Origin of the sequence: Novosphingobium rosa NBRC 15208 (assembly GCF_001598555.1) — a bacterium.
Lineage (GTDB): Bacteria > Pseudomonadota > Alphaproteobacteria > Sphingomonadales > Sphingomonadaceae > Novosphingobium > Novosphingobium rosa.
This window is the reverse complement of sequence record NZ_BCZE01000082.1, coordinates 17,058-31,349: the sequence shown is the minus strand read 5'-3', so window position 1 is coordinate 31,349 and position 14,292 is coordinate 17,058. Positions and strand designations below refer to the sequence as shown.

Genomic DNA, 14,292 nt, shown 5'->3' with positions numbered 1-14,292 from the left:
GCATCTTCCTGCCTCCTTCAAAACACCTCCAGCAAAGCCGCCACGCCCTGCCCGCCCCCGACACACATCATCACCACCGCGTGGCGCACGCCCCGGCGGCGGCCCTCGATCAGCGCATGCATCACCAGCCGCGCTCCGGTCATGCCATAGGGATGCCCCAGCGCCAGAGCGCCGCCGTTCACATTGAGGCACTCCTCGGGAAGGCCCAGCGCATCGCGGCAGAGGATGGCCTGCAGGGCGAAAGCCTCGTTCAGCTCCCACAGGCCGATGTCCGCCACCGCCAGCCCATGGCGGGCGAGCAGGCGCGGGACGGCGGTGATCGGCCCCAGCACCATGTCTTGCGGCGCGGTGCCCACCGAGACCATGCCGGCAAAACGCCCCATCGGCGCCAGACCACGTGCCTGCGCAGCATAGGCGCTCATCACCACCACGGCGGCCGCGCCATCGGAGAGGGGGCTGGAATTGCCCGCCGTCAGGGCATCGGTGCCGGGCGTGGGCGCAAGGCGGGCCAGCGCTTTGGCCGAGGCGTGGGGGCGCACACCTTCGTCGCTCACCAAAACACGGCCATCGGGCAGGATGAAGCGGGCGATCTCCGCATCGAAAGCCCCGGCCTGCTGCGCCGCCGCCGCCTTGCGGTGAGAGGCCAGCGCATAGGCGTCCATGGCCTCGCGCGTCACGGCGTGGCGCGCAGCGACGGTCTGGGCGGTGTCGATCATCATCATGTCGGCGCCGGGATGGGTCGCCACCACGGCAGGGTCCGGATCGTAGCGGAAATCGGCGGTCTGGATTTGGCTGATCGAATCCTGCCCGCCCGCGATCAGCACCTCGGCCTCACCGGCGCGGATGGTGCGGGCGGCAAGGGCGATGGCGGCCAGGCCCGAGGCGCATTGGCGGTCCACGCTCATGCCCGCCACGCTGTCGGGAAGCCCCGCGCGCAAGGCGACAAGGCGGCCAAGGTTGGGGCATTGCCCGCCTTGCAGCATGGCGGCGCCCCAGATCACATCCTCGACCTCGGCCCCGGAAAGCCCGGCGCGCGATACGGCAGCGGCGATGGCATGGGCGCCCAGCGAAACGGGATGGACCGAGGCCAGCCCGCCCCGGAAGGCGCGACCAATCGGGGTGCGTGCTACGGAAACGATCACCGCATCATCAGGCTGGAGAGAAGGCATGACCGCGCCGCTCTGGCCCCGCGCGGGGCAGATTACAAGAGTATGCGGGCAAGAGTCCGCGCTCTATCCCGCGCGCAGCGGCGCGGCCTGCATCCGCATGGCCGAGGCGCCGGACAAAGCGGGATGGCGGCGTTCGCTCACCTGCCTCACCAGCGCGATCTGCAGGCCGATCAACATGTAGATGAAGGGCTGGAAGGCGATGCCCACAAAAGCCGCGCCCATCAGATAGACGATATGCCCCTGCTGCAGCGCCACAGCCATGCCATAATCCTTGCGGTCGCCAGGATCAGTGGATTTGCGCAAACGGCGCTGCACGCCTTCCAACTGGATGATGCCGCTGATCTGCAGGGTCAGCCACAGGATCAGCCCGGGCCAGCCCTGCTCGCCCAGCATCTCGAAATAGGAGGAGTGAAAGGCGCGGGCCTTGTCGGTGGTCTGGGTCGATTGCAGCGTGGTCACGCCGCCGCCACCGGATTCGGTGGCCTGCGTGTTGATCACCAGCTTGTTGCCGCGATAGGCCTCGAAACCGCCGCCGAAGGGGTGATCGGCGGCATAGCCGATGGTCCATTTCCACACGGCGATGCGGGTGGAGGCCGATTCGTCGGACTTGTTGTTCTCGATGGTGTTCATGCGCGCGGTGAAGCTTTTGGGCAGGAAGGGCACCGCCACCAGCGCGGCCACCGCCATCAGCCCGATGTAGAGCATGCGGTTCTTGGCCGAGCGCAGCATCAGGATTGCCAGCAGCCCCGCGCACATCAGGCCGGTGCGCGCTTCCGTGCCCACCGGGATCAGCAGGGCGGAAAAGGCGATGCCCAGAGCGAAGAGCTGGGCGCGCCGGTCAGGCGGGAAGATCGTGCCTGTCCTGGCCAGCCACAGCGCCAGCGGCACCAGCGAAACCGCCACGCAGGACAGGATCGAGCCTTCGTAAAGCCCGGTGTTGTCATTGATGAACAGTTTGAGCGCGCCATAGCCGCCGCCGCCGCCCAGCGTCTTGATCCCGCCATCGATGATGATCGCGCCCGCCGAGAGCACCATCACCAGCGCGGCGGCCTCCAGCCGCAGGCGGGTGTGCAGGGTGAAGGGCAGGAAGATGGCGAAGACCAGCGCCTTCCACACCCAGTCCCATTTGCCTGCCGCGGCCTCCGCGAAATCGGCGGTCTGGGTGGAAATACCGCAATAGACCAGCAGGATCAGCATCAGGAACTGGCGGAAGGAAAAGCGCATGTTCTGCTTGTCGTCGAACACCGCCCAGCCGACCACCGCCAGCACGAAAGCCACCAGCGAGATGGGAATCGCGGCCAGTTGCGCGCCCGGCATCTTCTGGGGCGCGATGATATCGACCCACAGATAGAGCAGCACCCAGATGAAGGGCCGCCGCAGCCCCATCGCGATCAGATAAAGCGCAAAGATCGCCAGCAGCAGGTTAAACACGGTTTTTGCCCCCACCCAGTCCACCGGCGCCCAGTTTGGGCAGACGCATCACGCCCACCCGGCTGCCCGAGGGGCCGCTCTGCAGCGGGGCCGTGACGGAAGGTTGATCCGGCGTGTCGGCAGCGTCCGGCGCTTTCACCGGCTCCTTGTCCAGATCGGCCCGGCCCAGCAGACGGATGATGGCGATCACCAGCAGCAGATGGGTGATGCCGATGGCCAGATTGTCGATCAAACCCTGTGCCCCTGCTGCGCAAAAATCCGTGCTGTAAGGCGAAGTTCCGGACGGTGCGGCGCCACTTTGCCCCTCACCCCTAGCCGATCAGCGGTTGACGGAGCGTTAAGCCTTTTTCCCTTAGAGCCTTCGCGCTGCAAGCGGCAAAACTCTTGTCATCCGATACCGCATGTCCGGAGCCTTTGATCCTGTACGGCCAGCTCGGAAATGCTTTAGAGAAACCGACCATGACGCGCGTGCTCCACATCCTCGACCATTCGCTGCCCATGCACAGCGGCTATACCTTCCGCACCCGGGCGATCATGACCGCCCAGACCGCGCTGGGGCTGGAGGTGCGCGGCATCACCGGCCTGCGTCATACCATGGACGGGCCCGACCTCGAAGAGGCCGAGGGGCTGACATTTCACCGCACCCGGGGCGAGGCCAAGGGCATGACTGGCCTTCGCGAATGGCGCGAAACCAGCCTGCTGGCCGATGCCATCGTGGAACTGGCGCAGGAATGGCGGCCCGATGTGCTACATGCCCATTCCCCGGCGCTGTGCGGGCTGGCGGGGCTGCGTGCCTCGCGCCGGCTGGGGATTCCGCTGGTCTATGAGATTCGCGCCTTCTGGGAAGATGCAGCCGTGGGCAACGGCACCGGGACGGAAGGCGATCTGCGCTACAATCTGATCCGCCGCCTGGAAGATTACATCATCACCCGGGCCGATGCGGTGGTGACAATCTGCAACGGGCTGAAGCAGGATCTGATCGCGCGCGGCAATGATCCGCAGCGCATCACCATCATGCCCAATGGCGTGGACCTCACCCTGTTCGGCACGCCGCCTTCGCGTGACGAGAATCTCGCGCGCGATCTCACGCTGGGCAGCGGACCGGTGATCGGCTTTATCGGCAGCTTCTACGATTACGAGGGTCTCGACGATCTGGTCGAGGCGATGCGCTTCCTTTCCGAATCGCATCCCGATGCCCGCCTGCTGATGGTGGGCGGCGGGCCCCGCGCGGACGCCCTGCGCATGCAGGCTGAGGCCAGCCCGGTCTCCTCGATGATCCGCTTCATGGGCCGAGTGCCGCACAGCGAGGTCGAGAACTATTACGCGCTCTGCGACATCATGGCCTATCCGCGCAAGAAAAGCCGCCTGACCGACCTTGTCACGCCGCTCAAACCGCTGGAGGCGATGGCGCAGGGCAAGCTGGTGGCGGCCAGCGATGTGGGCGGCCACCGCGAGCTGATCGAGGATGGCGTGACCGGCACGCTCTTCCCGCCCGACGATCCCAAGGCCTGCGCCGAAGCTTTGGCCGCGCTGCTTTCGGACCGGCTGCATTGGGAAGAAAGACGCGAAGCGGAGCGCAACCATGTTGCGCAGGCGCATGATTGGCATCACAATGTTTCTCGTTATCTCGATGTTTACCAAAACTTGAGAGATCCGGGCAACAATGGGGCCCATGCAAGCGGCCCTCAGGGCTGAACGGATTAGCGAGCGGGACACAGGCTTTGGCAGATCAGGCATCTCTCGGCGGCAGAAAACCCCGGCCTTTAAGCGGGCATCCCCGCTTTACACCGGCCATGGTCATCTGGTTCGCGGCGCTTTTCGGCCTGTCTGTGGTGGCGATTCGCGGCTCTCTACTCGAAAGCTGGATGATGGGGGCGCAGCTCGATCTGATCGTGCCTGCCGCTGCCCCGCCGCTGGGCATGCTGTCACGCCTGCTGATCGCCCTGCCGTTCGCCGCTGTCGGCGGCGGCATCGGTCTGCTGGCCGCACGGCTGATTCGCAACGTGATGAGCAACGGGGGTCAGGGCAGCGATGGCGGCATCCAGCGGCGCTCGCGCGATCGCCATCCCGACCATCCTGCCCGCCGCCCGATCAGCGCCCATGCCGAACTGGGCGACGAGGGTCTGGGCCGCGCCGATGCCGTCAGCACCTATGACGAGACGCCCGCCGAGCCCTATCCGGTGGAAACCTTCCGCTCGGCCTTTGCCGGGCCCGCGCCGATGAGCGAAGCGCCGCTGGCCGAGACCGCCGTGGTCGAAGCCGCGCAGCCGCTGCCTTTCGCGGTGGAGCTGCCGCCCGCCGCGCCTTTCACCGAAGACCCCTTCCTCGAGGATCAGCCGCAAGAAGCGCTGCCCATCGGCGCTTCGGTGGCCGCGCTGCCGGTGTTCGCCCAGTCCGCTTTGGGCCAGCCTGCTTTGGGCCAGCCCGCCTTCACCACGCCTGCCATGGCGACTGGCCATACCGCCGCCGTGCCCGAAATTCTGCCGCCACTGGGGCAGGGCGAATTCGTGCCGCCGCTGCTGAATTCCGGCACCAGCGCGCCGTTGATGGAGTCGGGCGCGATCGCACCGATCGCCTATCCCCCGCCGCCGCCCGCCGCGCCGGTCAGCGATACGCCGTCCGTGCCCTATCCCGCCCCCGCCTGGGAGCATGAGCCCCAGCAGCAGGCCGGCGAAGAGACCGCCATCCCGGTCATCACCCCCTTCACGCTGATCGCGCCGCCGCAGCAGGCCGAAACGCAGGAACCCTGGTCCAGCCTGCCGCCGCTGGTGAGCGACAGCGATCTGGAGCAGCAGGCCCATCTGCGCCCGCCCGCTCCCGTGGCCCCGCCGCCCTCGGCCTCGGTCACGCCGATCCGTCCGCGCGTGCATCTCGCCACGCTGCATGACCTGCCGATCGTCATCGATCCGATCATGCCCGAAGCCGAGGACGAAGCCTCCGAAGCCGCCGCGAAGGAGCCTCAGCACGAGGCCATGATCGGCGCCACGCCAGTGCAGCCGCGCAGCCACGCCGAGGAACGCATCGGTCAGGCCGCGCTCGACGATCTGAGCCATGTCGAGCTGATCGAGCGCCTCGCCCTTGCGATGAAGAAACGCGACGATCAGGCCGAAGCGCAGGACGACGCCCCCATCCCCCTGCCACTGCGCGCCACCCCGCAGGGGCGCGCGCTGGCTGCTCAGGTCGATGAACTGGCCGGTACCCAGGCCAGCCTGCGCTCTGCCTTGGCCGCGCTGCGCGAAGTTAAATAATTACGCGCGCAGCGCCGATTACGCCACTTTCTGCACAAGCCTTACAGGCACGAATTGCTATTCCTTACAACTCTGGCCGGAAATGTGCCCCGGACGGGGCCTTTCCCGGTTGCCAAATGCCCTTGCAATCGGCATGGGGCAAATTGCGCATTTCGGGCCGTAAAGGGCGGCCACGATTCGCGCTCCAAACAGAGTTAGGCTAGGATATCGCCGTGGGAATCGGCGGTGTCCCCCGTTGCAGGAAAGATAATCGATGGGTTTTCCAGAGCCCCAGGGCCTCTACGATCCGAAGAACGAGCACGACGCGTGCGGCGTTGGTTTTGTTGCGCATATCAAAGGCGCCAAAAGCCACGAGATCATTACCCAGGCCCTGGAAATTCTGAAAAACATTGACCATCGCGGCGCGGTGGGCGCCGACCCGTTGCTGGGTGACGGCGCGGGCATCCTGATCCAGCTGCCCGACGCGCTGCTGCGCGACTGGGCGACCGGCGCAAGCCTCACCCTGCCCAAGCCCGGCGACTATGCCGTGGCCATGTGCTTCCTGCCTCAGGATGAGGCGAGCCAGAAGTTCATCGTCGAAACCTTCGAGAAGTTCATCGCCAAGGAAGGTCAGCATCTGATCGGCTGGCGCGATGTGCCCGTGACGATGGACGGTCTGGGCAAGGCCGTGCTCGATTCGATGCCGGTGATCCGCCAGTGCATCGTGGGCCGCGGCGAGAACTGCGCCGACCAGAACGCTTTCGAGCGCAAGATCCTGGCGATCCGCAAGCAGACCCAGAATCCGCTGGCGGCGCTGGCCGAAAAGCACGGCCTGCCCGGCCTGACCGAGCTGTACATGCCCAGCTTCTCGACCCGCACCATCGTGTATAAGGGTCTGCTGCTGGCCACGCAGGTCGGCTCCTTCTACGACGATCTGCGCAACCCGGCCTGCGTTTCGGCGCTGGGTCTGGTGCACCAGCGTTTCTCGACCAACACCTTCCCCAGCTGGAAGCTGGCGCATCCCTTCCGCTTCATCGCGCATAATGGTGAAATCAACACCGTGCGCGGCAATGTGAACTGGATGAACGCCCGCCGCCGCATCATGGAATCCGAGCTGCTTGGCCCGGATCTCGACAAGATGTGGCCGATCATCCCGCACAACCAGTCGGACACCGCCTGCCTCGACAATGCGCTCGAGCTGCTGCTGGCCGGTGGCTACAGCCTGGTGCATGCGATGATGATGCTGATCCCGGAAGCCTGGGCCGGCAATCCGCTGATGGATGCGCAGCGTCGCGCCTTCTACGAATATCACGCCGCACTGATGGAACCGTGGGACGGCCCCGCCGCCGTGGCCTTCACCGATGGCCGCCAGATCGGCGCCACGCTGGACCGCAACGGTCTGCGCCCCGCGCGCTTCATCGTCACCAAGGACGATGTGGTGGTGATGGCCTCGGAAAGCGGCGTGCTGCCGATCCCCGAAGAGAACATCCTGCGCAAGTGGCGCCTCCAGCCCGGCCGCATGCTGCTGATCGACTTCGAGGAAGGCCGCATCATCGAGGATGAGGAGATCAAGGCCCGCCTCACCAGCGAGGAGCCCTATCAGGAGTGGCTCGATCAGGCGCAGTACAAGCTGAAGGATCTGGAAGTCGTCGAGCCTGAACTGGCCGCGCTGCCGACGGAATCCACCAGCCTGCTCGATCGCCAGCAGGCCTTCGGCTACACGCAGGAAGACGTTTCGCGCTTCCTTGAGCCGATGGCCGTGATCGGTGACGATCCGATCGGCTCGATGGGCACCGACACGCCGATCGCGGTGCTGTCGCGCAAGTCGCGCCTGCTGTTCGATTATTTCAAGCAGAACTTCGCCCAGGTCACCAACCCGCCGATCGACCCGATCCGCGAGGAGCTGGTGATGAGCCTGGTGTCGATGATCGGCCCGCGCCCCAATCTGCTGGGCCGCGAGGCAGGCACGCACAAGCGTCTGGAAATCGATCAGCCGATCCTGACCAACGACGACATCGCCAAGATCCGCAGCGTGGAAGCCGCGCTGGACGGCGCTTTCCGCACCGCCACGATCGACACCACCTGGGACGCCAAGGCTGGCGCCGCCGGTCTGGAACAGGCGATCAAGGAAATGTGCTGGGCCGCCACCGAGGCGGTGCTGGCCGACAAGAACATCCTGATCCTGTCGGACCGCGCCCAGAACACCGACCGCATCGCCATGCCCTCGCTGCTGGCGACGGCGGCGATCCATCACCACCTCGTCCGTCAGGGCCTGCGCATGCAGGTCGGTCTGGTGGTCGAGACGGGTGAGGCCCGCGAAGTGCATCACTTCTGCGCTCTGGCCGGTTTCGGCGCCGAGGCGATCAACCCCTATGTGGCCTTCGAAACCCTTGAGGACATCCGTGTCCGCAAGGAGCTGCCGCTGACCACCTATGAGGTTCAGAAGAACTTCATCAAGGCGATCGGCAAGGGCATTCTGAAGGTGATGTCCAAGATGGGCATCAGCACCTATCAGTCGTACTGCGGCGCGCAGATCTTCGACGCCATCGGCCTGTCGAGCGCTTTCATCGCCAAGTACTTCACCGGCACCGCCACCACCATCGAGGGTGTGGGCCTGCTCGAAGTGGCCGAGGAAACCGTGCGTCGCCACGCCGTGGCCTATGGTGACAACCCCATCTACAAGCATATGCTCGATGTGGGCGGCATGTATCAGTATCGCCTGCGCGGCGAGGATCATGCCTGGACGCCGGAAAATGTTGCCAGCCTGCAGCATGCTGTGCGCGGCAACACGCCTGAAAAGTATCGCGAATTTGCGGATTCGATCAACGATCAGGCGCAGCGCAACCTCACCATTCGTGGGCTGATCGATCTGAAGCCCGGCGACAAGGCCGTGCCTCTCGACGAGGTCGAGCCCGCCAGCGAGATCGTGAAGCGCTTCGCCACCGGCGCGATGAGCTATGGCTCGATCAGCTGGGAGTCGCACACCACGCTGGCCATCGCCATGAACCGCATCGGCGCCAAGTCGAACACCGGCGAAGGCGGCGAGGACCCCGCGCGCTTCAAGCCGCTGCCCAATGGCGACACGATGCGTTCGGCGATCAAGCAGGTGGCCTCGGGTCGCTTTGGCGTGACGACCGACTATCTGGTCAATGCCGATGACATCCAGATCAAGATGGCTCAGGGCGCCAAGCCCGGTGAGGGCGGCCAGCTGCCCGGCCAGAAGATCGACAAGACCATCGGCAAGACCCGCCACTCGACGCCGGGCGTGACGCTGATTTCGCCCCCGCCGCACCACGACATCTATTCGATCGAGGACATCGCTCAGCTCATCCACGATCTCAAGAACGTGAACCAGCGCGCCCGTGTTTCGGTCAAGCTGGTGTCGGAAGTGGGCGTGGGCACGGTGGCTGCGGGCGTCTCCAAGGCGCGCGCCGACCATGTGACGATCTCGGGTTACGAGGGCGGCACGGGTGCTTCGCCGCTCACCTCGCTGACGCATGCCGGTTCGCCTTGGGAGATCGGTCTGGCCGAAACCCAGCAGACGCTGCTGCTCAACAATCTGCGTTCGCGCATCTGCGTGCAGGTCGATGGTGGCCTGCGCACCGGCCGCGACGTGGCGGTGGGCGCGCTGCTGGGCGCCGACGAATTCGGCTTCGCCACCGCGCCGCTGATCGCCGCTGGCTGCATCATGATGCGCAAGTGCCATCTCAACACCTGCCCGGTGGGTGTCGCCACGCAGGATCCCGTCCTGCGCGCCCGCTTCACCGGCCAGCCCGAGCATGTGATCAACTACTTCTTCTTCGTCGCCGAAGAGCTGCGCGCGATCATGGCCGAGATGGGCTTCCGCACCGTCGCCGAGATGGTGGGCCGCGTCGATCGCCTCGACATGAAGAAGGCGATCAACCACTGGAAGGCGCAGGGCATCGATCTGGGCAAGCTGCTCCATCAGGTGCCGCTGGGTGACAGCCCCTCGCTGGGCTGGACCGGCACGCAGGACCACGGTCTTGAGGCTGCTCTGGACAATGAGCTGATCTCGGCCAGCGCCGATGCGCTGATCGAGGGCAAGCCGGTGCGGCTGGAGCGCAATGTCATCAACGTCAACCGCACGGTCGGCGCGATGCTCTCGGGCGAGGTGGCCAAGCGTTACGGTCATGCCGGTCTGCCGGACAACACCATCCATGTCAGCCTGAACGGCGTGGCCGGGCAGAGCTTTGCCGCCTTCCTGGCGCATGGCATCACGCTCGATCTGGTCGGCGATGCCAATGACTATGTCGGCAAGGGCCTCTCGGGCGGCCGCGTGATCGTGCGCCAGCCGGCGCATGTGGAGCGCGATCCCACCCAGAACATCATCGTGGGCAACACGGTGATGTATGGCGCGATCAGCGGTGAAGCCTTCTTCAACGGCGTGGCGGGCGAACGCTTTGCCGTGCGCAACTCGGGCGCCATCGCGGTGGTCGAGGGCACGGGTGACCATGGTTGTGAGTACATGACCGGCGGCGTGGTTGTGGTTCTGGGCAAGACCGGGCGCAACTTCGCGGCGGGCATGTCGGGCGGAATCGCCTATGTCTATGACGAGGAAGGCAACTTTGCCGATCTCGCCAACAAGGCACAGGTCGATCTGCTGCCGGTCAAGCTGGGTCGTGACGAGGACGAAGGTGCGGGCCGCCCCGGCCAGCGCACCGTCAGCGTCAACGATCTGGGCATGGGCGACATGCTCTACCATGACGCGGATCGCCTGCGCATCCTGCTGGAACGTCATCACCTGCACACGGGCAGCCAGCGCGCTCGTGACCTGCTCGACGACTTCGACAATACTGTCGGCAAGTTCGTCAAGGTCATGCCGCGCGATTACGCCGGTGCATTGAAGCAGATGGAAGCCGAGCGCCTCGCCGCCGCCTCCGTCGCCGCCGAATAAGGGTTAGAGTACAATGGGCAAGGAAACCGGCTTTCTCGAGCTTGACCGTCAGGATCGCACCTATGCGGACCCGAAGGAGCGTATCAGCCACTATAAGGAATTCGTGATTCCGCATAACGAGGGCGCGCTGAAGGCGCAGGCCTCGCGCTGCATGAATTGCGGCATTCCCTATTGTCACAACGGCTGTCCGGTGAACAACATCATCCCGGACTGGAACCATCTGACCTATGAGGGCAATTGGCAGGGTGCGCTCGAAACGCTGCACTCGACCAACAATTTCCCCGAGTTCACCGGCCGCATCTGCCCCGCCCCGTGCGAGGCGGCCTGCACGCTGAACATCGTGGACCAGCCCGTCACCATCAAGTCGATCGAATGCGCCATCGTCGACAAGGGCTGGGACGAGGGTTGGATCACGCCTCAGGCACCCGTGAAGAAGACCGGCAAGTCAGTCGCCGTGGTCGGCAGCGGCCCGGCGGGTCTGGCTGCGGCCCAGCAGCTCGCGCGCGCCGGTCACTCGGTGACGGTGTTCGAGAAGAACGACCGCGTTGGCGGGTTGCTGCGTTACGGCATCCCCGACTTCAAGATGGAAAAGCACCTCATCAACCGCCGCATGGTGCAGATGGAGGCCGAAGGCATCTCCTTCCGCACCAGCGTGGAAGTGGGCGTGACCATCTCTGTGGCTTCGCTGAAGGAAAACTTCGACGCCATCGTTCTGGCGGGCGGCGCGGAAGATCCGCGCCCCCTCACCATCCCCGGTTTCGAGCTGCAGGGCGTACGTTTCGCCATGGAGTTCCTGACCCAGCAGAACAAGCGCAACGCGGGTGACGATGAAATCCGCGCCGCGCCGCGCGGCAGTCTGGTGGCCACCGGCAAGCATGTGGTGGTGATCGGCGGTGGTGACACCGGCAGCGACTGCGTGGGCACCTCGAACCGTCAGGGCGCCCTTTCGGTCACCCAGCTGGAAATCATGCCCAAGCCGCCCGAGAAGGAAGACAAGGCGCTCAGCTGGCCGAACTGGCCGCTGAAGCTGCGCACCTCTTCCTCTCATGAGGAAGGCGTGGAGCGTGACTTCGCCGTGCTGACCAAGCGCTGCGTGGGTGAAAACGGCAAGCTGACCGGTCTGGAATGCGTCCGCGTCGAATGGGTCAATGGCCAGATGCAAGAGATCGCGGGCAGCGAGTTCACACTCAAGGCCGATCTGATCTTCCTCGCCATGGGCTTTGTCGGCCCGCGCAAGGCGGGTCTGCTTGATCAGGCTGGCGTGAAGCTGGACCCGCGCGGCAATGTTTCGGCCAACACCTTCGACTATCGCACCAGCGATGAGAAGATCTTCGCTTGCGGCGATATGCGCCGTGGCCAGTCGCTGGTGGTCTGGGCCATCCGTGAAGGCCGTCAGGCCGCCCGCGCGGTGGACGAGGCGCTGATGGGCGTGAGCGAACTGCCGCGCTGATCGCCTGCTGACACAGCAACAAAGGCCCGGCCGGAATGCCTTCCGCGCCGGGCCTTTTTGCGCCTGCCCTGCGCGGCGAGGCGCCCCCGTCTTGCCGCCCTGTCTTACCGCCCTCTCGGCACGTCTCTTCAGGATGGAACGGGGCGGCATCGGGCGCTATCATTCATCTGGCGTTCAGCGTCTTCATGGTGTTTCGCGATATAAAAATTCCATAGTGCATCGCGCGAGAACGCGGGAACCGGTTTTTCGCAAAACCGATGCGACAACAAAAACCTGGACCACCCATCACCTTCCGGAGGCCCATGTCTGTATTATCCGCTTTCCGCACCCTCACCCATTATGGCATCCGCGCTGGCGCGCCGCTGGCCCTTCTGCTGCTCGCCGGCTGCGGCAATGACGCCATTCCGGTCGACAGCTCGGACACCTCCGCCGATGTCGGCATGACAACCACGGGCACCTTCCAGTGCCGCAGCGGGCGGCCCTGGCAGGCGGTGCAGGTCTCCAACTCGGTCGATGTGCCCGCCGGGGGCACGGCGCGCGTCTCTGTGGAGACCCCGCCCCATCCCGTCACCCCCAACAGCGCCGGGCCGGAACGCGCCATCCTCTATTGCAAGGTGGACAACAGCTGGTGTTCGGGCACCTCCTGCCATGGCAACCCGCCGGTCGATTTCATCGCCAAGAACGGCGACGGGCTGAGTTGGCAAAGCGTGCGCGCCGAAAATGGCGATGTGAAGAGCGTCTACACCGCCACGGTCCACAACTCCGACCGTGAGGCGCATCAGGCAACGCTGATCCTCGACATGGGCGCGCCCACCTCCTGATCCTTCAGCCCAGCACCCTCCCCGGCGCATGGCGGAACAGGCTCTGCACCGCCTGTTGCAGCACCGGGCTGAGCAGCGCATTGCCCGCATCATTGGGATGAATGGCATCGTTGCTGTTGCCGGCGCGCGGCTGGATCTGGCCGCTGCCGTCATCCGCTCCGGCCAGCACCTTGTCGAAATCGGCGATCATCGCGCCATGCCCCGCCCAACCGCGATAATCGTCATTGAGGGCGCGCCTCAGCCTGTCGCTGGCGCCATAGGCCTTGGCGGCGGTGCTGGAGGGCAGCCAGGTCCACAGCACCGGGGCGATTCCCGCCTGCCGCATCAGATCGAGCATATGACCGGTGCGGAAACGCGCCTGCGCCACGATGCTGTCCGTGATCGGCCCCGGTGGCGTCATTGGGTGAACCGCCCGGCAGCACGCCGACATCCCAGCGCAGGCCCATCGCCAGACCATCGATCAGATTCTGGCGCATCTGCGCGGTGGTGCAGCCCGCCCAGCCCAGATCGGACCACTCATAGGCCACCCCCGCGCTGGCCGCGGACAAAGCGTTGCAGGCCGGAAAGCCAAAACCCTCGCCCACATAGGTGCCCTGCCCCTCGGTGATGCTGTCACCCACGCCAACGACATTCACCACCTTGCCCCGCGCGTAATAGACCACCCCGGCGATGGGCGAGCCGGTGCCGACCGAGGAATTGACCGAACTCATGCCCGACTGGCCATTGTTGGCCCAGCCGCCGCCCTTGTTGAGCATGCGCCAGATGCGCCCGCTGGGATGGCTGGCCCAATTGGCGAAGCTCTGCGCGCCATTGCCGGAGATGACGATGGGGGCCGAGGCACCGCTGTTCTGGATGAGCCAGACGCGGGTCACCAGCAGCGGAAAGACGCCGCCGTCGCTGCGCGGCAGGCTGGAGAGCGGAATGATGTCCGAGAGCAGGAAGGCGCGCCGGTCATAGGCGGCGGGCGGCGGCGGCAGGGTGGTGAAACTCGCGCCGCCGATGGCATTGGCGCCGCCGAAGGTCACCCCGGTCCAGCTGGCGGCGGTCAGGCTGGCGTCGCTGGTGTCGCTCACCGCCGCCACGCTGGCGTAAAGCGTGGGCGTCACCGCACTGAGGCTGGTGGTGTTGCCCAGAGCATAGATCACCCGCACCGCATCGAACGGCAGGGCGGTGGTGGCGCGGGAGAAAGCGGCGTTGGCGATGGCCATGAAACCTCCACATCAAGAGTTCTTGATATGTTCTATTCATGATTGCGCACTGTAGGACAGCGGGAAATCAT

Annotated in this window: 10 protein-coding genes; 5 read left to right on the top strand and 5 right to left on the bottom strand. The window is 65.5% G+C overall.

The window, feature by feature from the left end; translation table 11 throughout:
* Positions 1-17 precede the first annotated feature (17 nt).
* The 3 genes from SR3_RS25125 to SR3_RS25115 form a co-directional block, all read right to left on the bottom strand.
* Positions 18-1,169 carry a thiolase family protein gene (locus SR3_RS25125; protein WP_068092308.1) on the bottom strand — a complete coding sequence of 384 codons (1,152 nt, stop codon included), beginning with the start codon at positions 1,167-1,169 and terminating at the stop codon, positions 18-20.
* 63 nt (positions 1,170-1,232) lie between these two features.
* A complete protein-coding gene (locus SR3_RS25120; protein WP_068092305.1) occupies positions 1,233-2,600 on the bottom strand; it encodes a DUF5935 domain-containing protein in 1,368 nt (455 codons plus the stop codon).
* Positions 2,593-2,832, bottom strand: coding sequence for a hypothetical protein (locus SR3_RS25115; protein ID WP_068092302.1), 240 nt, complete (start codon positions 2,830-2,832; stop codon positions 2,593-2,595). The genes SR3_RS25120 and SR3_RS25115 overlap by 8 nt, the downstream gene beginning before the upstream one ends.
* 227 nt (positions 2,833-3,059) lie before the next feature.
* Here SR3_RS25115 and SR3_RS25110 point away from each other — a divergent pair, with 227 nt between their 5' ends.
* The 5 genes from SR3_RS25110 to SR3_RS25090 all read left to right on the top strand — a co-directional run bounded on the left by SR3_RS25110 (position 3,060) and on the right by SR3_RS25090 (position 13,013).
* The gene (locus tag SR3_RS25110) at positions 3,060-4,295 is read left to right on the top strand and encodes a TIGR04063 family PEP-CTERM/XrtA system glycosyltransferase (RefSeq protein WP_068092299.1); all 1,236 of its coding nucleotides are present in this window, start codon (positions 3,060-3,062) and stop codon (positions 4,293-4,295) included.
* 98 nt (positions 4,296-4,393) lie between these two features.
* Positions 4,394-5,848 (top strand): hypothetical protein, encoded by a 1,455-nt coding sequence (locus SR3_RS25105; RefSeq protein ID WP_068092296.1) that lies wholly within the window; start codon positions 4,394-4,396, stop codon positions 5,846-5,848.
* 253 nt (positions 5,849-6,101) lie between these two features.
* Positions 6,102-10,742 carry a glutamate synthase large subunit gene (gene gltB / locus SR3_RS25100; RefSeq protein WP_068092293.1) on the top strand — a complete coding sequence of 1,547 codons (4,641 nt, stop codon included), beginning with the start codon at positions 6,102-6,104 and terminating at the stop codon, positions 10,740-10,742.
* A gap of 13 nt (positions 10,743-10,755) precedes the next feature.
* On the top strand, positions 10,756-12,192 hold the full coding sequence (locus tag SR3_RS25095) for a glutamate synthase subunit beta (protein ID WP_068092290.1): 1,437 nt from the start codon (positions 10,756-10,758) through the stop codon (positions 12,190-12,192).
* A gap of 302 nt (positions 12,193-12,494) precedes the next feature.
* Positions 12,495-13,013, top strand: a complete 519-nt coding sequence (locus SR3_RS25090; protein ID WP_068092287.1) for a hypothetical protein — start codon at positions 12,495-12,497, stop codon at positions 13,011-13,013.
* Between the two features lie 4 nt (positions 13,014-13,017).
* On the opposite strand, the gene SR3_RS31620 is transcribed toward SR3_RS25090, so the two are convergent.
* Together SR3_RS31620 and SR3_RS31615 are read right to left on the bottom strand one after the other, a co-directional pair.
* A complete protein-coding gene (locus SR3_RS31620) occupies positions 13,018-13,314 on the bottom strand; it encodes an SGNH/GDSL hydrolase family protein (protein WP_068092285.1) in 297 nt (98 codons plus the stop codon).
* On the bottom strand, positions 13,235-14,221 hold the full coding sequence (locus SR3_RS31615) for a hypothetical protein (RefSeq protein WP_068092283.1): 987 nt from the start codon (positions 14,219-14,221) through the stop codon (positions 13,235-13,237). The genes SR3_RS31620 and SR3_RS31615 overlap by 80 nt, the downstream gene beginning before the upstream one ends.
* Between the last annotated feature and the right edge of the window lie 71 nt (positions 14,222-14,292).

Coding starts and splice junctions, on each gene's coding strand:
- SR3_RS25125 (WP_068092308.1), bottom strand. CDS start 1,169: ATGCCTTCTCTCCAGCCTGATGATGCGGTGATCGTTTCCGTAGCACGC.
- SR3_RS25090 (WP_068092287.1), top strand. CDS start 12,495: ATGTCTGTATTATCCGCTTTCCGCACCCTCACCCATTATGGCATCCGC.
- SR3_RS25110 (WP_068092299.1), top strand. CDS start 3,060: ATGACGCGCGTGCTCCACATCCTCGACCATTCGCTGCCCATGCACAGC.
- SR3_RS25105 (WP_068092296.1), top strand. CDS start 4,394: ATGGTCATCTGGTTCGCGGCGCTTTTCGGCCTGTCTGTGGTGGCGATT.
- gltB (WP_068092293.1), top strand. CDS start 6,102: ATGGGTTTTCCAGAGCCCCAGGGCCTCTACGATCCGAAGAACGAGCAC.
- SR3_RS25095 (WP_068092290.1), top strand. CDS start 10,756: ATGGGCAAGGAAACCGGCTTTCTCGAGCTTGACCGTCAGGATCGCACC.
- SR3_RS31615 (WP_068092283.1), bottom strand. CDS start 14,221: ATGGCCATCGCCAACGCCGCTTTCTCCCGCGCCACCACCGCCCTGCCG.